At 70.9% G+C, this 17,935-nt stretch carries 14 protein-coding genes; 2 read left to right on the top strand and 12 right to left on the bottom strand.

Features of this window, described 5'->3' with window-relative positions; genetic code table 11:
- The first annotated feature begins 24 nt into the window (after window positions 1-24).
- Window positions 25-1,053 (top strand): LacI family DNA-binding transcriptional regulator, encoded by a 1,029-nt coding sequence (locus ACEN9J_RS13085; RefSeq protein ID WP_413764271.1) that lies wholly within the window; start codon window positions 25-27, stop codon window positions 1,051-1,053.
- Between the two features lie 18 nt (window positions 1,054-1,071).
- Here ACEN9J_RS13085 and ACEN9J_RS13080 read toward each other — a convergent pair whose 3' ends face one another.
- The 4 genes from ACEN9J_RS13080 to ACEN9J_RS13065 all read right to left on the bottom strand — a co-directional run bounded on the left by ACEN9J_RS13080 (window position 1,072) and on the right by ACEN9J_RS13065 (window position 8,878).
- Window positions 1,072-1,443 (bottom strand): nuclear transport factor 2 family protein, encoded by a 372-nt coding sequence (locus ACEN9J_RS13080; RefSeq protein WP_261217756.1) that lies wholly within the window; start codon window positions 1,441-1,443, stop codon window positions 1,072-1,074.
- A gap of 130 nt (window positions 1,444-1,573) precedes the next feature.
- Window positions 1,574-1,921, bottom strand: coding sequence for an NIPSNAP family protein (locus tag ACEN9J_RS13075; protein ID WP_413764270.1), 348 nt, complete (start codon window positions 1,919-1,921; stop codon window positions 1,574-1,576).
- 70 nt (window positions 1,922-1,991) lie between these two features.
- Entirely contained in the window at window positions 1,992-2,753 is a 762-nt protein-coding gene (locus ACEN9J_RS13070) for a hypothetical protein (protein ID WP_057596396.1), read from the bottom strand.
- A gap of 104 nt (window positions 2,754-2,857) precedes the next feature.
- Window positions 2,858-8,878, bottom strand: coding sequence for an alpha-2-macroglobulin family protein (locus ACEN9J_RS13065; RefSeq protein WP_413764269.1), 6,021 nt, complete (start codon window positions 8,876-8,878; stop codon window positions 2,858-2,860).
- A 183-nt stretch (window positions 8,879-9,061) separates the two neighbouring features.
- Here ACEN9J_RS13065 and opgC point away from each other — a divergent pair, with 183 nt between their 5' ends.
- Entirely contained in the window at window positions 9,062-10,204 is a 1,143-nt protein-coding gene (gene opgC, locus ACEN9J_RS13060) for an OpgC domain-containing protein (protein WP_057596398.1), read from the top strand.
- Window positions 10,205-10,241: 37 nt separating this feature from the next.
- On the opposite strand, the gene ACEN9J_RS13055 is transcribed toward opgC, so the two are convergent.
- The 8 genes from ACEN9J_RS13055 to ACEN9J_RS13020 form a co-directional block, all read right to left on the bottom strand.
- The gene (locus ACEN9J_RS13055; RefSeq protein WP_261217747.1) at window positions 10,242-10,502 is read right to left on the bottom strand and encodes a hypothetical protein; all 261 of its coding nucleotides are present in this window, start codon (window positions 10,500-10,502) and stop codon (window positions 10,242-10,244) included.
- Window positions 10,499-11,644 carry a hypothetical protein gene (locus tag ACEN9J_RS13050; protein ID WP_057596400.1) on the bottom strand — a complete coding sequence of 382 codons (1,146 nt, stop codon included), beginning with the start codon at window positions 11,642-11,644 and terminating at the stop codon, window positions 10,499-10,501. The genes ACEN9J_RS13055 and ACEN9J_RS13050 overlap by 4 nt, the downstream gene beginning before the upstream one ends.
- On the bottom strand, window positions 11,644-11,991 hold the full coding sequence (locus ACEN9J_RS13045; RefSeq protein WP_413764268.1) for a PAAR-like domain-containing protein: 348 nt from the start codon (window positions 11,989-11,991) through the stop codon (window positions 11,644-11,646). The genes ACEN9J_RS13050 and ACEN9J_RS13045 overlap by 1 nt, the downstream gene beginning before the upstream one ends.
- Window positions 11,988-13,154 (bottom strand): DUF2169 domain-containing protein, encoded by a 1,167-nt coding sequence (locus ACEN9J_RS13040; RefSeq protein ID WP_413764267.1) that lies wholly within the window; start codon window positions 13,152-13,154, stop codon window positions 11,988-11,990. Before ACEN9J_RS13040 ends, ACEN9J_RS13045 begins: the two co-directional genes overlap by 4 nt.
- Window positions 13,147-15,372, bottom strand: coding sequence for a type VI secretion system Vgr family protein (locus tag ACEN9J_RS13035; protein ID WP_412180230.1), 2,226 nt, complete (start codon window positions 15,370-15,372; stop codon window positions 13,147-13,149). Before ACEN9J_RS13035 ends, ACEN9J_RS13040 begins: the two co-directional genes overlap by 8 nt.
- A 240-nt stretch (window positions 15,373-15,612) precedes the next feature.
- Window positions 15,613-16,353, bottom strand: coding sequence for an SGNH/GDSL hydrolase family protein (locus ACEN9J_RS13030; protein ID WP_057597841.1), 741 nt, complete (start codon window positions 16,351-16,353; stop codon window positions 15,613-15,615).
- Window positions 16,354-16,441: 88 nt separating this feature from the next.
- A complete protein-coding gene (locus ACEN9J_RS13025; RefSeq protein ID WP_261208783.1) occupies window positions 16,442-17,200 on the bottom strand; it encodes an anti-sigma factor domain-containing protein in 759 nt (252 codons plus the stop codon).
- A 22-nt stretch (window positions 17,201-17,222) separates the two neighbouring features.
- Entirely contained in the window at window positions 17,223-17,798 is a 576-nt protein-coding gene (locus tag ACEN9J_RS13020; RefSeq protein WP_256222759.1) for an RNA polymerase sigma factor, read from the bottom strand.
- Window positions 17,799-17,935: the final 137 nt, after the last annotated feature.

Here is a 17,935-nt window from a genome sequence, read left to right as displayed (position 1 = left end):
GGAACGTTTGCATAAGGGAAAACTATGAGCCGAACGCCCAGCCAGGCGGTCTCGCTGCGCGACGTGGCGCGCGCCGCCGAGACCTCGGTGGCCACCGTCTCGCGCGTGCTCAACCGCAGCGGCTACGTCAGCGCCGAGGTGCGCAAGCGCGTCGAGAAGGCCGCGCAGGGCATCGGCTACGTGCCGAACTTCAGCGCGCGGCACCTGAAGACCGGGCGCAGCAAGGCGATCGGCTTCATGGTCTCGAACATGGCCAATCCCTTCCTCTCGGCCTTCTTCGCGGCGGTCGAGGCGCGGCTGCAGTCCGAGGGCTTCTCGGTGCTGGTCGGCAGCACCTTCGACCAGCCGCAGCGCGAGGCGCAGCTGCTGCACCTGTTCGAGAACCGCCGGCTCGAGGGCGTGTTCGTCTCGCCGAGCCGCGAGGACCTGCCCGCGGCGCAGGACGCCTTCGCGCGCTGCAAGCTGCCGCTGGTGGTGCTCGACCGCGAGACCGGCTTCGAGGCCGACGCGGTCTGCCAGGACCACCGCCAGGGCGTGGCCACGGCGGTCGACTACCTGGTGTCGCTGGGCCACCGGCGCATCGCGCTGTTCGGCCCCAATCCCGCGATCCGGCCCGGGCGCGAGAAGCTGCTCGGCTACCGCGACGGCCTGCGGCGCGCGGGCCTCGGCTACGACGAGGCGCTGGTGTGCATGCTGAGTTCGGCCATCGAATCCTCGGCCGCGCAGATGGACGCGATGCTCGCGCTCGCGGCACCGCCCACCGCGCTGATCGCGCTCGGCACGCGGCTGCTGTCGGGCGCGCTGCGCAGCGCGCGCGAGCGCGGCCTGCGCATCCCGGCGCAGCTCTCGGTGGTGGGCATCGGCACCGACGACGCCTTCGCGCTGATGGATCCGCCGCTGACCACCTTGCGCTTCGACATCGAGGGCGCCGCGCATGCCGCGGCCGAACTGATGCTGGAGCGGGTGGAAGGGCGTGCGCCCGAGGCGCGGCGCAGCGTGCACGTGCCGCTGGCGCTCACCATCGGCGCGTCGTGCGCGGCGCCCGCGCGCTGAGGCGCGGCAGGGCGGCGTTCAGGCCGCGTAGAAGAATTCCTCGCGCACGATCTTGCCGTCTTCCACCGTGTAGAGCGCCATCTCCTCCATGGTGAAGCGCTCGCCGCTGGTCTTGAAGGTGGCGTCGATCTTGAAGCCGACGATGAAGCGGTCGTCGTGCGGCCACGGGCCCGCGACGATCATGCCGTGCACCTCGTGGTTCGAGGTCCACCATTCGCCCTTGCCGCGGATCGCCTCGATGCCGCGCACCTCGCGCGCCATGTCGGGCGGGCCGCCGGCCTCGACGCTCACCGCGTCGCTCGCATAGAGCGCCAGTGCTTCCTCGTAGGCGCCCTGGCGGCACAGCTCGACGAGCGTGTTGGCGATTTCCATCGTGTCCATCGTGGTCATGGGTAGCGGCCTTTCTGCGGATCGCAGCAACGGGGTTGGGGGGAATGGGAACGGCTGGAGTCAGTGTAGGCCGCCGGTCGCGCGGCGCCCATCGGGAAAGACCGGGAATGACAAGCGCGCCGCTCGGGACTCAGTCCGGCGCGTTGAGCGCGCGCATGCTGTCCACCGCCTCGCCCGAGGCCCAGAGCAGCGTGTTGAGGTAGGTCTCGATGCGGTCCACCAGCGCGGCGCGCGGGCCTTCGCGCCATTCGGCGCTGCCGTAGAAGGCCGACTGCTCGGCCTCGAGCGCCGCGCGATCGGCATAGGCGCGCACGAGGTGGTAGCTCTCTTCCTCATGGTCGCTGCGGCCGTAGCTCACCACGTCCATGCCCCTGGCGCGCAGCATGGGCACGGCGCGCGCGTGCATGGCCTCGTGGAAGGCTTCGAGGGTGCCGGGTTTCAGCCGGTAGGTGCGGATCTCGAGCAGTCGCCGGGTCATGAGGATGTCCTTCCTGGGTGCCGGCCACCGTTGTACCGCGTGCCGCGCCGGCGAGCCAGCGCGGCGTGCTTCAGCAGAACACGATCGCCGTGCGGTGCGCGATGCTCAGCCGCGCCGCCTCGTACAGCAGCAGCCAGGCCGCGTACTCGCGGTAGAGGCCGTTGTCGTCCTCGATCAGCGCGTCGATGCGCTCGGCCTCCTCGTCGCCGAGCTTGCCGTTGTTCAGGTGGATGCCCAGCGCGGGCGCCACGTAGACCAGTTCCTCGAGCAGGCGGTACGAGGAGCCGAGCATGCCGCCGGGCAGGCCCAGGGCTTCGTCGTCCTCCTCGTCCTCTTCCTCGTCCTCGATGTCGTCTTCCTCGGGGCCGCGCGAGAGGTCGACGTCCTCATCGTCCTCTTCCTCGTCCTCTTCCTCGGCTTCATCGTCCTCGTCGCGCTCGTCGAACAGCACTTCCTTGAAGTCCACCGGCACGTAGAAGCCCTCGGCATCCGAATGGCACAGCAGGTGGCTGTCCTCGCTGTCGAGCAGGGTCTGGATCTTCGGGTCGGCCGTGGGATCGACGTCGTCGGCCAGCGGCGTGGCCACCCAGTCGGGCGCGAGCACGCGGTGCGCGTAGGCGCGGCGCAGGTAATGGATGAAGGAGTAGGGGAAGCTCTCGATCGAGGCGCGCGAGTCGAACTCGATCGCCTCGCGCGGTTCGGTGTGCGGCGGCAGGCCGGCGGCGGCCAGCACGCGGTTGACTTCCGCCAGGTCCTCCTCGAACGCCTCGGCGCCCTCGGGATCGTCTTCGAGCAGCTCGGCAAGCATGCCGACGCAGATGGCCAGGCCCATGGATCACTCCTCGTGGTTCGTGACGGCGATGGTGACGAACCCAGATGAAGGCGGGATGACGGCCGGCCGCGCGTTGCGCCGGGCCGTCACCCGCGGCGGCGGCCTCAGCGCGCCGCTTCGACCTTGATGCGCTCGTTCGGCACCTCGCCGAACATCTCGGGCGCGTACATCGCCTCGACGCGGCTCGGCGGCAGCGCGAAGTCGCCGACGTTGTTCAGGCGCACCGTGTACTCCATCTTCACCACGCCCTTGGGCAGGTACTGGTAGTAGCTGCGGAAGGCCTCGAAGCTGCGTTCCTCGAAGGCCGGCCAGCCGGCGCCCGACTTCTTCTCGCCCTGGGTGGCGATCTGCGAGTCGCGGCCCAGGCCGCTGCCGAGGATGGTGGCGCCGCCGGGCACCGGGTCGCTGATGACGACCCAGGTCATGTCGGCGCTGGCGTTGACCTCCAGGCTCACGCGCAGCACGTCGCCGCGCGTGTACTTGCCGGCCACCGCCTGCTCGACCGGCGTCACGGTCTTCTTGATCGCATAGCCGGCCGCGAACGGCGCCTTGAGCTGCACCGCCGCGATCGACTGCATCGTGAGCCAGGGCTTGCCCGTGCCCTGCTGGGTCACGAGCAGGGTGTCGCGCACCGGCGCGCCGCCCGGCGACGCAGCCCACGGCAGGAACATGCCGTTGTTGCGCAGGTTGCCCGGCGAGGCCGGGGCGCCGAAGAAGGTGGTCTGGTTCGGCGCGCCGGTCGCGTCGCTGGCCTTCACGCGCTCGACCTTGCTCCAGTCGACCTGCGCCTTGGCCGCGCCCAGGGTGGCGGCGGTGATGCCGGTCACCGGCGTGCTCTCGAACACCTTGCTGAACTTCTCGAGCGCCAGCCCGCCCCAGAGGTTGGCGGTGGTGGTGTGCCAGGCGCCGTTCTGCTGCCGGCCGATGAAGCCGTTGGCCAGCTTGCCGATGTCGTCCTTCCAGGCCGGGTCGTCCATCACGGTCAGCAGCAGGCGCGCGGTGTTGACGTCGCCGTTGGTCATCAGCCACCACCAGTAGTCGTCGCGCTCGGTGCTGAAGATCAGCTTGGTGCCCTGGTAGGACAGCCGCGCCTTGAGCACGTTGTTGGCCTCGTCCAGGCGCTGCTGGCGCTGCGGCACGTCCTGCACGCGCTTGAGGATGTTGAGCCAGTCGATCACCGCGCTGGTGGGCCACTGGTTCGGCGCGATGGTGATGCTGCCGAGCATGGCACCCGAGGCCTTGCCGTAGCGCGACAGCGCCTCCAGCGCGGCCAGCTTGCGCACGTCCAGGTCCTTGCGCGGGCTCCAGAAGTCGCGCGTGAGGCGGCCCTCGACGAAGGCGATCAGGCCGGCTTCCATCGGCGCGCGCACGTCGTCGGCGAGCGCGAAGGCGGGATCGAGCGAAGCCGCTTCGTTGGTCGCCGCCAACAGGTACGAGGTCAGGATGTCGCTGCCGCCGTTGGCCTCGCCGTCGCGCGGCGGGAAGTAGCTCGCCAGGCCGTCGCTGTCGAGGTAGGTGGGCAGCTGCGCGAGCACGCCCTGCCACATCTTCGCGTCGCGCAGGCCGACCGACTTGCTGGTCTTCTGCTCGAGGCAGATGAAGGGGTAGTTGGCGAACCAGTCGCGCACGCCCGGCAGGCCTTCGGCCAGCTTGGGCTGCAGCGACAGCTTCAGGCCGCCGCGGCCGGGTAGGGCGTCGGCCGGCGGCGCGACGTCGATGGTGAACGGGCCGTCGACCTGCACCAGCGTGGCCTGCTGCACCGTGAGCGGCACCGAGGGCACGATGCGCTGGCGCACCTTGAGCGCGTCGCGTGCGCCGCCCAGCGTGTCCTTGGCCTCGATCTCCCACAGGATCGCCTCGGCGCGCGTCTGCGCGAGCTGCGCCGGCGCGGTCACGTTCCAGGCCACCTCGCGCGCCTCGCCGGCGGGAATGTCCACCGTCTGCGGCTGCAGGGTGAGCAGCGTGGCGCGCGGCGTGGCTTCCACCTTCATCGCCTTCTGCGTGGTGTTGCGCAGCGTGATCTGGGCGCGGAACTGGTCGTCCTCGCGCACCAGCGGCGGCAGGCCGCTGATGATCTGCAGGTCCTGCGTGGCCTGGATGCTGGCCTGGCCGGTGCCGAACAGGTCGGCGCCCGAGTCGGCCACCGCCACGATCTTGAAGGTGGTCAGCGCGTCGTTGAGCGGCACCGTCACCACGGCCTGGCCGTTGGCGTCGAGCACCACGCGCGGGTTCCAGATCAGCAGGGTCTCGAGCAGCTCGCGCGTCTGGCCCTTGCCGCCGCCGCCGCCCGCGGGCACGGCCTTGCGACCGTAATGGCGCCGGCCGACGATCTCCATCTGCGCGGTCGAGGTGCTGACACCCCAGCTGCGCCGCTGCAGCATCGCGTTGAGCAGGTCCCAGCTGTCGTTGGGCATCAGCTCGAGCAGCGCCTGGTCGACCGCGGCCAGTGCGACCTCGGCGCCGGCGGCCGGCTTGCCGTCGGGCAGCTTGGCCGTGATCGTGACCTGCGCCTTGCCGCGCACCGGGTAGCTGGGCTTGTCGCTGGCCACCGTCACGTCGAGCTGGTGGGCGCGCGTGCCGACGCGGATCTCGGCCATGCCGAGGCGGTAGGCCGGCTTGCTGAGGTCGACCATGGCGGTCGGCGCCACGTACTCCTTGCCCTCGTACCAGAAGGCGGTCCACCATTCGCGCGGCGCCTTCCAGCCCCAGCTGAAGAAGCTGTACCACGGCACCTCGCGCAGCCGTCCGCGCAGCGCGAGCACGCTCACGTAGGCGTTCGGGCCCCATTCGGGCTTGACCTGCAGCGTGACCGTCGGATCCTGGCCGTTGAGCTGCACCACGTGGGTCTCGATCACGCCCTCGCGCTCGACCGACACCAGCGCGGTCGCGAAGCGGAACGGGCTGCGCACCTGGAACTTGGCGGTCTCGCCGGGCTGGTAGCTCTTCTTCTCGGGCAGCACGTCGATGCGGTCGTTGTCCTCGCCGCCGAACCAGAGTTCGCCCTGCTTGGTCACGTAGACCGAACTGGCGGCGCGGGCGTCGCGGCCCTCGCTGTCGGTGGCGCTGGCGACCAGCTCCACCTCGCCGGCGTCCTTGAGCTCGGTCTCGCACAGCAGCAGGCCGCGCGCGTCGCTCTTGCCGCTGCAGACGGTGCCGATGTCCTTGGTCTCGGTCTTGTTGTCGTAGGTGTAGAAGCCGCCCACCATGCGCTTGCGGCTGGTGGTGGTGATGCGCGCCACCGCGCGCACGTTGAGCGTCACGCCGGCCTGGGGCTTGCCCGCGAGGTCGAGCGCGAGCGCCTGGAACTTGACCTTCTGCGCGGTCGAGACCCAGCCCTCGGTCTTGATGCCGGCGATCACGCCCGCGGGCCACAGCGTCTGCGTGCTGCGGATGGTCTGCACCTCGCCGTTCGGGTCGGCGTAGGTGGCTTCCAGCAGCAGCTCGCGCGCGGCCTTGACCTTGGGCACCTTGTCGATCGTGAGCTTGCCCGCGCCGTCCTTGTTGAGCGTGAGCGGCAGCTTGTCGGCGATCACGCGCGTGTCGCTCGCGCTGTTGAGGTCCTCCTCGCCGCCCGTGGCCTCGGGGCCGGCCGCGGTGGCCGCCTGCAGGCCCGCGGCCTCCACCGGACGCGGCGGGCTGAAGCTGAAGGCGTCGTAGTCGGAGAAGCTCAGGCTCTTGCCGCGCACCATGGCCGACACGCGCACCGGCAGGTTGGCCGCGCCGCCGCCGGCCACGTAGTTGATCTGCACGTCGGTGGGCACGGCCGTGGCCGCCACCAGCGGCTTCTTGTCGCTGGGCGCGATGCGGCCCTCGAGCACCGGCAGGCGGAATTCCTCGACGCGGAAGGTGCCGGTCGCGAAGCTGCGTCCGCCGCCGTCCTCCTCGTCCCCGTCGCTCTCCTCGCTGTTCTTCTTCGCGCCGCCGCTGCGCAGCTGCACCTCGTAGACGCCGAGCTTGGCCGCGGCCGGAATGGCGAAGCTGTTCTCGGCGCTCAGGCCGCCGGTGGCGGTCTTGCGCCAGGCCAGCGGCTGGGTGAACTGCTGGCCGCTGCCCTGGTGGGTGATGACCAGCGTGTCGGGCGTGCCCTCGGGCAGGCCGAAGCCCTTGCGGGTCTGGGTGCGGATCAGGCTCTTCATCGACACCGTCTCGCCGGCGCGCAGCAGCGTGCGGTCGAAGATGGTGTGGGCGATGCGGTCGGGCTCGGGCTGCAGGCTGGTGGGCACGTTGAAGCGCCAGGGCTCGATGCCGCGCTGCCAGTCGCTCTGCGTGAAGGCGAGGTCTTCCACGCCCTTCTCGTCCTTGGCGCGCGCGCTGACGAACCAGAAGCCCTCGCCGTATTCGTCCTCGCCGTTGCAGTTGGGCGCCTTCGAGGGCACGCCCTCGAGCATCACGGTGCCGTCGGCGCCGGTGGTACCCGAGGCCACGGCCTTGCCGCGGCAGTCGGACACGCGCACCTGCGCGTTCGCCACCACCTTGCCCTTGTCGAGCGTGGTGACCCAGGCCATCGAGTTCTCGCGGCCCAGCTTGAAGTGCACCGCGAGGTTGGTGGCCAGCGCGCTGGTGCGCACGTACATCGTGCGGTTGGCGCCCAGGCGCTCGTCGAGCAGCGCGTCGCCGAGCTTCTGCGAGGCGATCTCCAGCACGTGGAAGCCCGGCGTCAGCGGGATGCCGATGACCTCGAAGGGGCGCGGGTCGCCGCTCTCGGCCTTGGGCATGTCGAGGGTCTTCACGCCGGGCTGGCCCGAGAGCAGCGACAGGGTGCGGGTCTGCACGTAGCTCTTGTCGCTGCTGTCGAGCACCGGCGGCAGCGGCGTGCGCAGGTCCTTGCGCGCCTCGGTGCGCGCGATGGAGTAGCTGTCGTAGCGGCGCACCTTGCGCAGCCACTCGATGATCTCGGCGTCGGTCTTCGGGTTGATGTCGCTGACCTTGCCGGGCGTGAGCGCCTGCACCATCAGCTGCGGCTCCACGCGGCGCACCGTCACCGGCATCATGGCCGGGGTGTCGGGCTCGGCCAGGCGCTCGATCACGCCGAAGGGCGAGGCCGCGAACTTGGCCAGCGGCGGCATGGCGCCGGTCGCCACCTTGAGCGGGAAGCTGTCGGGCGAGGCCAGCGGTCGGCCCGAGGCGTCCTCGAACTTCGAGGGCAGCTCGATGGTGAAGGAGGTGCTCTCGGCCAGCGGCGGCGCGAAGTTGATCGAGCTCACCACGTCGTCGGCGTTCTGGGACGAGCCCTCGTCGTCGAACTTGGGCGCGAGGGTCTTGCCGCCGCCCTTGAGCTGGATCGCCGCGGCCATCTTGCGCGTGACCGGGGCGTTGAACTGCAGCGTCATCGGGCGCAGCGGCAGGCAGGCGGCCTGCGCGTTCTCGCGCTCGCATGTGAAGGAGGCCGCGAAGGGCTCGCGCACCTCGAAGCTCAGCCGGCGCTCGACGCTGTTGGCGACGCCCGAGGGCGTGGCCACGCCCTTGCCGTAGACGATCTGCAGCTTGCTGCCGGGCGTCAGCGTGCGGTTGCACTGCAGCGTGACGAAGCGCAGCGGCTCCTTGGCGGCGGCCTTGTCGCGGCCATAGGCCTTGAGCAGCTCGGTGCGCTGGGCGCCCTCGATCAGCTTCACGGGCACGCGCTCGCCGATGCCGTCGGCTGCGCACCAGACGTTCTCGCGCACGCTGTCGAGCGTGGCCGGGCCGTTGAGCTCGAGCACGAACATCTGCTGCTCGTCGATCTTGCCGTAGCTGCCGGGCTGGAAGCTGCGCACGAAGGGACCGCCGGTGGAGAACTGGTAGCGCTCGGGGCCGGTCAGCTCGCCGTTGGCGGGCTTGAAGGAAGCGATGCGGCCGATGGTGCAGCGCACGCCGGGCGGCAGGTCGTTCTCGAAGTCGTAGACCCACTGCTTGGCGTCGGTCCAGCGGCCCTGGCCCTTGCCGGCCTGCGCGTCGGTGCAGCTCACCGACAGCGGCGCCGGCGCCTTCGGATCGCCGAAGTTGACCGCGGCCTGGTCGAACTTGGCGACCACCTGGCGCACGCGCGAGACCTCGCCCTGGGGCGTGAGGCTGGTGATCTGCAGCGCGAACGCGGGGGCGGCCAGTGCCGCCGCGCCGAAGGCCAACCAGAGGGACCGCGCACTCATCGAACTGTTCACAACTATCTCCTCCTGAGGACAGCGCACGAGGGTAGCCGATTTGCATGGCGCCACGGCAGTGCCGTCTGTCATAGGCCGGTGGGCCGGCGCCTGCGAAGTCGCCCCTTCTTCTTACAATCGTTGACCCGGGCGAGCGTCGCGCGGACGAAGTCAGGAAACCGCCGCCAACCGATGAAACGCTACTGGGAAATCGACGCCTTGCGCGGGCTGATGCTCGTGCTGATGACCGTCACCCACCTGCCGACGCGGCTGACGGACCCGCTGGGCCAGCCCTTCGGCTTCGTCTCGGCGGCCGAGGGCTTCGTGCTGCTGTCGGCCTTCGTCGCCGGCCTGGTCTACAGCCGCATCGGCCATGCGCGCGGCCTCGAGTCGATGCGCAGCGCGTTCTGGCGCCGCGTGCTCAAGGTCTACCTCTGCCAGGCCGCCACCCTGCTGTTCCTGTTCACCGTCATCACCGGCGTGGGGCTGCACATCGACCAGCCGGCGGTCAAGAACCTGGTCTCGTACTACCTGGCGGCGCCGCGCGACGGCTTCATCTACGGGCTGCTGCTGATCTACGAGCCGGCGCTGCTCGACATCCTGCCGATGTACATCTTTTTCATGCTCATGAGCCCGTGGGTGCTGGCCTTCGCGATGCGCCATGGCTGGCTGCCGGTGATGGCGCTGAGCGCGGTGCTGTGGGCGGCGGCGCAGTTCGGCTTCAGCGAATGGGTCTACGGGCTGGCGGTGCGCCACCTGGGGCTGCCGGTGCCGTACCACGAGATGGGCGCCTTCAACACCTACGCCTGGCAGTTCCTCTGGTTCGCGGGGCTGGCCATCGGCGCCAGCCGCAATGCGCCGGGCGTGAAGCCGCTGCGCTTTCCGGCCTGGCTGCTGCTGCTGGCGGCGGGCGTGGCGCTGTACTGCTTCTACTGGCGCCACACCGGCATCAACGGCCAGGCGCCGTTCGGCGGCGACGTGGAGCGCAACCTGCTGTTCGACAAGTGGCTGCTCGGGCCGCTGCGGCTCGTGAACCTCGTGGCGCTGGGCATCCTCGCGGTGCGCTTCGGTCCCTGGCTGATGCGCAGGCTGCCTCGGCTGGGCTGGCTCGAGGCCATGGGCTCGGCCTCGCTGCCGGTGTTCTGCGCGCACCTGGTGGCGGTGCTGCTGGTGCTGGCCTTCTATGGCGACAGCCAGACCGCGCGGCCCTGGTGGGGCGACGCGCTGCTGCTGGCGGCGGTGTTCACGGGCATGTACCTGGTGGCGCGCGTCTCGCGCGGCGCCGATGTGCCGCCGCCGGCCGACGAAGTGCCGACCGAGCCGGCGCGCGCGTGAGGGCGCGGCGGCCGGCCCGCCCCCCTCCCGGCTCCTTCTACGCTTCCTCGAACGAGCCCGCGATGTGGCCGCGCCATTCGCTGCGCTCGATCTCCTCGAGCGTCGGGTCGGTGGTCTCGTAGTCGCTCAGCAGCGTGAGGAAGCCCTGGGCCACGTCGCCGAGGCCCTCGGGATGCAGCCAGCCCCATTCGCATTCCTCGCAGTGCACGTACACCCGCGCGTTGGTGATGTCGTTCTGGAACAGGAGGCGGCCCTGGTTGCAATTGGCGCAGGTGCTGGACCAGTAGAGGGTTCTCATTTGACGGGGTAGGAGGTGATGATCTGGTTGGTGCCGGGCACGAGCTTCATCTCGACCGAGCGAAAGAGCTCGCCGGTCGCCGCGGCGTTTCCGCCCGCGCGGCCCACGATCTCGTCCATCGGAACCCGGAGCATACCGGTGGCGTCGGGCTTGAGGCCCAGGTCCTGCGCCCGCTGCCAGGCCCGGTTGGTGGTGTCGACGCCGTCCTTGTAGAACACGCCGTGGCTGTCCTTGCCCGGCACGTCCTGGTTGTGGCGGCGCACGTGGTCCTCGCGCTTCTCGCCCTTGTAGGGGCCCTTCTTCGGCACCACGGCCTCCCAGTCGAGCGGCGTGTACTTGCGCTGCACCACCGTGCCGCGCGCCGCGGCCGCGGGATCGAGCGGCTCCAGCGGCGCACCGCGGTTCATCTCGCGCGACCTGGCGAGCGCCTCGCCCGAGGCCGCGCGGCGCTCCGCCGCGAGCCGGGCGAAGGTGCGCGTGCGGGCGACCCCCACGAGGCTGCCCGAGAGCTGGTTCACGCCCGCGACCGCCTGCTCCGAGCCGCCGAGCAGGCGCGTGAGCGCGCCCGGGCCGCCGTAGACCGGTCCCAGGAAGGCGATGCCCATGGTGTTGCCCCAGCGCAGGTTGCGCTCGTCGAGCCAGCCCTGCTCCTGCGGCGTCAGCGGCGCGCTGTAGCGCGGGCCCGGGTTGTAGACGTCGCTGACGAAGTCGAGGTCGCGCCGCACCCGCAGCGATTCCTCGGGCGGCAGCGGGGCCTTGCCGGTCAGGTGGTCGGCGAGCCGCTGGCGCTTGTCGTCGATCAGCGATTGCGGCACCTCGTCGGGCCACTTCTCGCATTCGCGCTGGAACTCCTTGGCGCGCATGAGTTCGTCGGTGGGCTCCACGCCGACGGGCCGGTCGGTGCCGGCGGTCCAGCGCACGTACCAGGGCTTGGCGTCGAACTCGGCCTTGGCGCGCGCGTAGGGTTCGCCGCAGATGCCGGGGCGGCGGCGCACCATCGGTCCCTTGGGCACCTCGAAGGTCAGCACCCGCCCGGGCGTGCCGTTGCCGAGGAAGGGCGGCGTCGTGAGCAGGGAGGACAGCGAGGGCGCGGGCACCGCCTGCCCCGGCGCCTTCTCCTCGTCCTCCGGGATCGAGCTCATCAGGCGGCCCCGTTCATCTCGCAGAGATCGCCATGGCGCGCCACGGCGCGGCTCTCGACGAACACCGTCTGCGAACCGGCGACGATCTTCACGTTGCCCGCGCCGAGCGAGACGCCCGAGCGCACGCCGGTGCCCGCGTTGCCCGCCACGCCCTTGACGATGCTGTCGACCATCAGGACCTTCTCGCCGCGCGCGAACACGGTGTGCGAGTAGGCGGCCTGCTCGGGCGGCAGCATCGAGACGATGTCGAAGGGCACGACCTGGTTGCCGACGATGCAGAAGTCGGGCGCCACGTTGACCACCATGAAGCGCGACTCCGCGTCGGCGATGTGTTTCTCGGCGCTCATCCGGTGGTCTCCATGGCTGCCGGTGCGCCGCCGATGCCTTGCGGGAGCGCTCGCTCGAACAGGTCGACCGCGACCGTGTCGAGCGCCTGGTCGAGCGTGAGCCGCCAGGTCAGGTGCACGAGCATCTCGTCCAGGTCGATGTGCACGGTGTCGAGCTTCATCGCCGTGCTGCGCTCGGTGCCGTCGCCGCCACGGCACAGGGCCTCGATCCACAGCCGCGGGAGCCGGGCCTCGAGGTCGGGCGCCGAGGCGAAGAAGCCGCTCAGCCGCAGGGTTTCGTCGCCGCGCAGGCCGCCGGCCACGACCTGGTCGGCCGGGGCGTACTGGAAGAAGCCTTCGTCGAAGTCCTCGGCATAGTCCATGTAGGGCTGGTCGCGATGGCGCTCGCGCCAGGCATCGTCGTAGGTGCCGGCCAGCGCGAGGCGCGGCTGCCAGAAGCGCGCGATCGGCGCGAAGCCGGCCGGCCGCGCGTCCTCGTGGTTGGCCTGCGAGAGCGGTGCGTCGGCATGCTCGATCTGCGGTCCGGGAAAGGGCTGCTCGACCGCATGGCGCGCGCCGGGATGCTGCCCCTGCGCCGCGCTGGCGAACCAGCCGCTGCCGCAGGGATTGGCCGCGTGGGTGCGCGGCGCGGCCGATGCGTCGTCGCCCGGGTCGAAGCCCCAGCCGCCATAGGCGAGCTCGTAGCGCAGCGGAACCGCGAGCGCGGGTTGCGGGGCGCTCAGGGTGCGCTGCGCGGCCTCGGGCTGCCAGTCCCAGTGGCGCGGTCCGGTCAGCCGCAGCGTCTTGTCCAGCAGCGGCGTCTCCTCGCGAGACAGCCGCAGCCGCGCCTGCCATGCGTCGCGCGGCGTCCAGTCGAGCGCGTGCGCGGTGCCCGTCAGGTAGACGTCGGCACCGGGCTTGACCAGCAGCAGGTCGGTGGCGGTGCGCAGGCTCGACAGCGCCGGCTGCGCGGCATCCCAGGGTTCGTCGGCGAAGACCGGGCCGCGGTGCGAGGCCGCGGCCTCGAGCCGGCCGGGCGCGAGCACGAAGCTCGCGCACAGCACCACCACGTCGTGGAAGCGCCGCCCCTTGCCCATCTTGTCGAACTGGAAGTGCACGAAGGACGTGGCGTTGCGCAGCTGGCGCAGCCGCGGCGCGGGGATCGGCGGCGCGGGCTCAGCCATGGGCGCCGGACTTGTCGATCGCGCCGACGCCGCTGGCGACCGCGCTCGTGACCGTGCCCAGGACCTGCGTCGCATGGGACGCCGCGTCGCCGCCGCCCGCGGCCACCTGCTGGGCGATCGATGCGAGCTGCCCGGCCTTGCCGAGCAGTTCGGCGGGGTTGCCGCCCATCAGCGCGCCCAGGCTGGCCAGCGGGCTGCCCGGCGGCTCGGCCGGCGGCGCGCTCGGCACCGCCGCGGGCTGCAGCGCCGCCGCGCCGCCCACGGGGTTGAGCCAGATGTGCTCGCCGTTGACGGTCACGTCGTCGCCCTGCGCGGTGATGTTGATCTTCTTGCCGGTGACCGCGATCGAGCCGTCGGCCTTGAGCTGCACCACCGAGGCGCCCACGCGCAGCGAGATGGTCTTGCCGTCCATCTCGATGTGGCTGCCCTTGTCCCCGCCCACCGAGAGCAGGTATTTCTCGCCCACCTTGGTGGTCTGCGTCTTGCCGACCATGGTGTTGTCGACCATGCCCACCAGGGTGTTGCGCAGCATGCCGACGTTGAACGAGTAGGCCAGCCCGATGTTGACCATCTTGGCGAGGCCCACGTTGTGCATGTAGGCCATGCCGATGGTGCCGAGCTGGTTGCGGCCGACCTTCTTGCTGCGGTCGCGCCCCACCGAGTGGGTTTCGTCGTGCTCGACCTCGATGTCCTGGTTGCGCTCGGCATGCAGCCACACCTGCTCGGCGCCCTTCTTGTCCTCGAAGCGGAAAGCGTTGGCATTGGCTTCGCTGCCGTCCTCGGTGCTGCGCGAGAGCAGGCCGCTCTGCGTGGCGTTGGCCGGCAGTTCCCACGGCGGCATGTTGTCGGCGTTGTAGACCCGGCCCGTGACGATCGGCCGGTCGGGGTCGCCGTTCTCGAAGTCGACGATCACCTCCTGGCCGATGCGCGGAATCTGGATGCCGCCGAAGTTGGTGCCGGCCCAGGGCGAGGAGACGCGGACCCAGCACGAGCTGTTCTCGTCCTTGGTGCAGTAGCGGTTCCAGTGGAAGCTCAGCTTCACGCGGCCGTACCGGTCGGTCCAGAGCTCGCGCCCGGCCGGGCCGGTGACGATGGCGGTCTGCGGTCCGGTGGTGCGCGGGCGCGGCACGGCGGGCGCGTCGGCGCGGTAGACCTTGCTGGTCGGGATCACCTCGAAGTCGACGCGGCACTCGAACTGTTCCTGCCCCGAGGCCTCGCCGGGCTCCTGCAGGCGCAGCCGCGCGGCGGTGACGAGGTATTCGCGGTTGGCCTCGTTCTGCGGATGGCGCTCGAGCGTCAGGGTGCAGCCCGGCACCACCGCGCGCAGGTTGCCCGAGCCGCTCGCGCGCTCGCCGCGGCTGCCGGTCTCCTCCATGCGGCGGCGCACCAACTGCTCGCCCTCGGACTCGACCGTGTAGTCGCCGGGCCAGCCATAGCGCTCGCGTTCGTTCTGCGCGGTCTTGCGCGGCATCGCGCTGACCTGCTGCAGCCGTGCCTTGGGCCGCTCGAAGTCGAAGTCGTCGGTGACCCAGCGCCCGCTCTGCAGCGCCTCGAAGGCGCAGAAGCTGTCGCAGTGCTCCTCGCGCACCGTGTCCTCGGCCGCGTGGAACGGGATCTTCTCGTAGCCCGCGTTCGCGAAGGGCCGGTGCGCGTCCATCTCGTCGACGATCGCCAGCGTGTGCTTGTCCTCGGCATGCTCGAAGTGGAAGTACAGCCCCCATTCATGCAGCAGCCGCGCGACGAAATCGAAATCCGTCTCGCCGTACTGCACCTGGAAATCGCGCGCCGGATAGCTGCGCGAGGCGCGGATGTCGAGCGCGAAGCCGTAGGGCGAGAGCACCTCGCGCACGATGTCCAGCACCGTCTTGTGCTGGAAGATGCGGTAGTCGCTGCTGCGCGTGGCGAGCGTGAGCCAGGGCTCGATCTCGGCTTCGTAGAGCGCGCGGCGGTTCTCCAGCCGCAGGAAGCGCACCCGCGTGACCAGCCCCGAGAGATGGCGCCACTCGCCGTTCGCGCCCGGACGGCCGTCGAGCAGGATGTGCACCGCCAGCGGTTCGCCCACGAGCTGCTTGATGGCGACGTTGGCGGCCTGCCGCTCGTTGAGGCCGGGCTGCTCGCGCGTGCTCAGCGTGACCGTGTAGGCGAACAGCCGGCTCAGTCCCTCGTGACCCTCGACCGCGACCGGCTCCAGCGCGGAGTCGCCGCCCCATTGCGGCATCGCGGGCGAAGTGACTCGCAGGACGCGTTGGGCTCGCGAAGCGCTCGGCATGGATCTCTCCCTGAACGTCCCGCCGTGGCTGCATGGCGCCCGGCGGGTGTTGACCATGCGTCGTTTTTACACGGCCGGCGCGGGTCCTCGATGACCGGGCGTGCGGGCCCGACGTAGGACACCGCCGGCAATGGGCGAAAGCCGGCGGGAAAGTTCAGTCGAAAGAATTCGAATCCGCGCGCGACCGCCTCAGGGCGCCGGCACGAGGTGCGAAGCGATCACCGACTGCCACAGCCGGTAGCCCTCGTCGGTCATGTGCAGCCGGTCGCCGCGGAACAGCTCGGGCCGCGGCTTGCCGTCGGCCCCGAGCATCGGCGTGAAGATGTCGATGTACTCGCTGTTGGGCAGCCGGTTGAGGTAGGCCGAGACCATGTGGTTGGTCTCGCGGATCAGCGGCATCAGGTGCTCGCGCGAGGGGCTGGGCTTGACCGAGACGAAGCTGATGCGCGCATCGGGCAGCTCGTTGCGCACCGCGTTGGCGAAGCGCACGAAGGCATCGAGCACCTGCAGCGGCGTGCGGCCCTCGGCGAGGTCGTTGTCGCCCGCGTAGACGATCACCTGGCGCGGCCGGTAGCGCACCACGAGGTCGTGCGCGAACAGGCTGCAGTCGGCCAGCGTGGAGCCGCCGAAGCCGCGGTTGACGATGCCGGGCACGTTGGCGAAGTCCTGCGAGAGGCGGGTCCACATGCGCACCGTGGAGCTGCCCACGAACACCACGCCGCCGGGCGGTGGCAGGCCGTCCTGGTCGGCGCGCGCGAAGGCCTCGAGCTCGCGGTGCCAGCGCACGCGCGCGGCGAGGTAGTCGGCCGAGGAGACGACCGGGTCGAAGCTGGCGGCGGGCGCCGGGGCGAGGGCGGGTGCCTGGGCCTGGGCGGCGAGCGAGGCGGCCAGCAGGCACAGCGCGGCGAGCGCGGTCTTCGTCGAAAGCATGGAACGAAAAGGAAAAGCGGGCGGGCGGACCATCGGGAAAGCCGAAGCTGGGCGAACAACGGGCGCCGCGCACGGCACCCGCCAGGCCTCAGATTGTCTTCTCGATCAGTGCACCCTTGAAGAGCACCGGGCCGGTCGGCCCGCCTTCGCTCGGTACGCCGCCCTTGGGCTCGAGGCTGATCGCGAGCGTGGGCACGGCGCGCACGTCGGCTTCGCTGGCCGGCAGCCGCAGGCCCGGCGCGCGGTCGAGCACGCCCAGCGAGCGCGGCGCGCCGCCCGGGGGCAGGGCCCACAGCTGCAGCGACTTGTCGGCGCCTTCGCTGAAGCCGCCCACGCGCTGCAGCACCAGCTGGCGCTTCTTCGGATCGAAGGTCACGAGCATTGAGGCCGCGTCCTTGTCGTCGGACAGCACGGCCACGTACTGCACCGCGGGCGCGTTCTGCAGCTGGTCGCGCAGGTTCAGGCCGACCGTGACCGCGAGCACCGTGGCCAGCGCGCCGGCCGCGGTCGCGCCGCGCCACAGCGCGAGGCTGCCGAGCCAGCCGCCCGCGGGCTTGCGCTGCTGGGCCGCCGCGGCCGCCTCGCGCTGGCGGGTCAGCGCGAGCTGCGCCTGCTCGGCGTCGATCATGTTGCGGATGCGGGTCCAGACGGCCGGGTCGGGCACGACCGGGCTCTGCAGCTCGGTCATGCTGGCCAGTCGGCCCTGCCAGACCAGCGCGGCGGCGCGCACCGGCGCCTGTTCGCGCGCGAGGGTCTCGAAGCGGCGGCGCGCGCCGCCACGCAGGGTGCCGAGCGCGTGGCTCGCGGCCAGCAGCTCCAGCAGTTCGGGATGGGCGGTGAGTTTCATGGCGGGGCTACTTTCTCTGCGCCTACGCGAAGCGTCCCATGCAGACGCGCAGTTTCTCCAGGCCGCGCCGGATCCAGGTCTTGACCGTGCCCAGCGGCAGCTTGAGCTGGTCGGCCAGTTCGCCATGGCTGAGCTCGCGCAGGTAGGCCAGGCTGACCACCTCGCGCTGCCGGCCCTCGAGCTGGCTCAGGCACTGGTGCAGCGCCCAGGCCTGCTCGCTGGCATCGGCCGTGTCGGCCGGGTTCGGTGCATCGGATTCGAGGGTGTCGGCCAGCAGCTCGTCGAATTCCTGCGTGAGCTGGGCCCGGTCGGCGGTGCGGCGGCGCAGCAGGTCGAGCGCGCGGCTGCGCACGATCAGCCCGAGCCAGGCCAGCGGCGGGCTCAGGCTGGCGCGGTAGTCGCCGGCCACGCGCCAGACGGTGAGAAAGCTCTCCTGCAGTACGTCCTCGGCCCATTCGCGCTGCCGGACCACGCGCATCGCGAGGCCCATGAGCTTCGGGGCGGTCCGGTCGTACAGGATGCGCAGGGCGGCTTCGTCGCGATGGCCGATCCGGTCGATCAGCGCCATCAGCTCGGCGTCGGGGCTGGGTGCGGTCATTCGCCGATTGTGGGGCATCGCTTTGCATCCCTGGAATACGGCCGCGCGGCGGCGCCGGATTCAACCGGCCTTGCGCGCGTGCTGAATCCGTTCGGCCGTCGCGCGCGTACAGGGGCAGGAGGCCGTCGAAACGTACG

The organism is Variovorax sp. Varisp41, assembly GCF_047325085.1.
GTDB lineage: Bacteria > Pseudomonadota > Gammaproteobacteria > Burkholderiales > Burkholderiaceae_C > Variovorax.
This window is presented reverse-complemented; position numbering and strand designations above follow the sequence as displayed.

Bases quoted from the DNA above. Each gene is read 5' to 3' on its own strand.
- ACEN9J_RS13085 (WP_413764271.1), top strand. From the start codon at position 25: ATGAGCCGAACGCCCAGCCAGGCGGTCTCGCTGCGCGACGTGGCGCGC.
- ACEN9J_RS13080 (WP_261217756.1), bottom strand. From the start codon at position 1,443: ATGACCACGATGGACACGATGGAAATCGCCAACACGCTCGTCGAGCTG.
- ACEN9J_RS13075 (WP_413764270.1), bottom strand. From the start codon at position 1,921: ATGACCCGGCGACTGCTCGAGATCCGCACCTACCGGCTGAAACCCGGC.
- ACEN9J_RS13070 (WP_057596396.1), bottom strand. From the start codon at position 2,753: ATGGGCCTGGCCATCTGCGTCGGCATGCTTGCCGAGCTGCTCGAAGAC.
- ACEN9J_RS13065 (WP_413764269.1), bottom strand. From the start codon at position 8,878: ATGAGTGCGCGGTCCCTCTGGTTGGCCTTCGGCGCGGCGGCACTGGCC.
- opgC (WP_057596398.1), top strand. From the start codon at position 9,062: ATGAAACGCTACTGGGAAATCGACGCCTTGCGCGGGCTGATGCTCGTG.
- ACEN9J_RS13055 (WP_261217747.1), bottom strand. From the start codon at position 10,502: ATGAGAACCCTCTACTGGTCCAGCACCTGCGCCAATTGCAACCAGGGC.
- ACEN9J_RS13050 (WP_057596400.1), bottom strand. From the start codon at position 11,644: ATGAGCTCGATCCCGGAGGACGAGGAGAAGGCGCCGGGGCAGGCGGTG.
- ACEN9J_RS13045 (WP_413764268.1), bottom strand. From the start codon at position 11,991: ATGAGCGCCGAGAAACACATCGCCGACGCGGAGTCGCGCTTCATGGTG.
- ACEN9J_RS13040 (WP_413764267.1), bottom strand. From the start codon at position 13,154: ATGGCTGAGCCCGCGCCGCCGATCCCCGCGCCGCGGCTGCGCCAGCTG.
- ACEN9J_RS13035 (WP_412180230.1), bottom strand. From the start codon at position 15,372: ATGCCGCAATGGGGCGGCGACTCCGCGCTGGAGCCGGTCGCGGTCGAG.
- ACEN9J_RS13030 (WP_057597841.1), bottom strand. From the start codon at position 16,353: ATGCTTTCGACGAAGACCGCGCTCGCCGCGCTGTGCCTGCTGGCCGCC.
- ACEN9J_RS13025 (WP_261208783.1), bottom strand. From the start codon at position 17,200: ATGAAACTCACCGCCCATCCCGAACTGCTGGAGCTGCTGGCCGCGAGC.
- ACEN9J_RS13020 (WP_256222759.1), bottom strand. From the start codon at position 17,798: ATGACCGCACCCAGCCCCGACGCCGAGCTGATGGCGCTGATCGACCGG.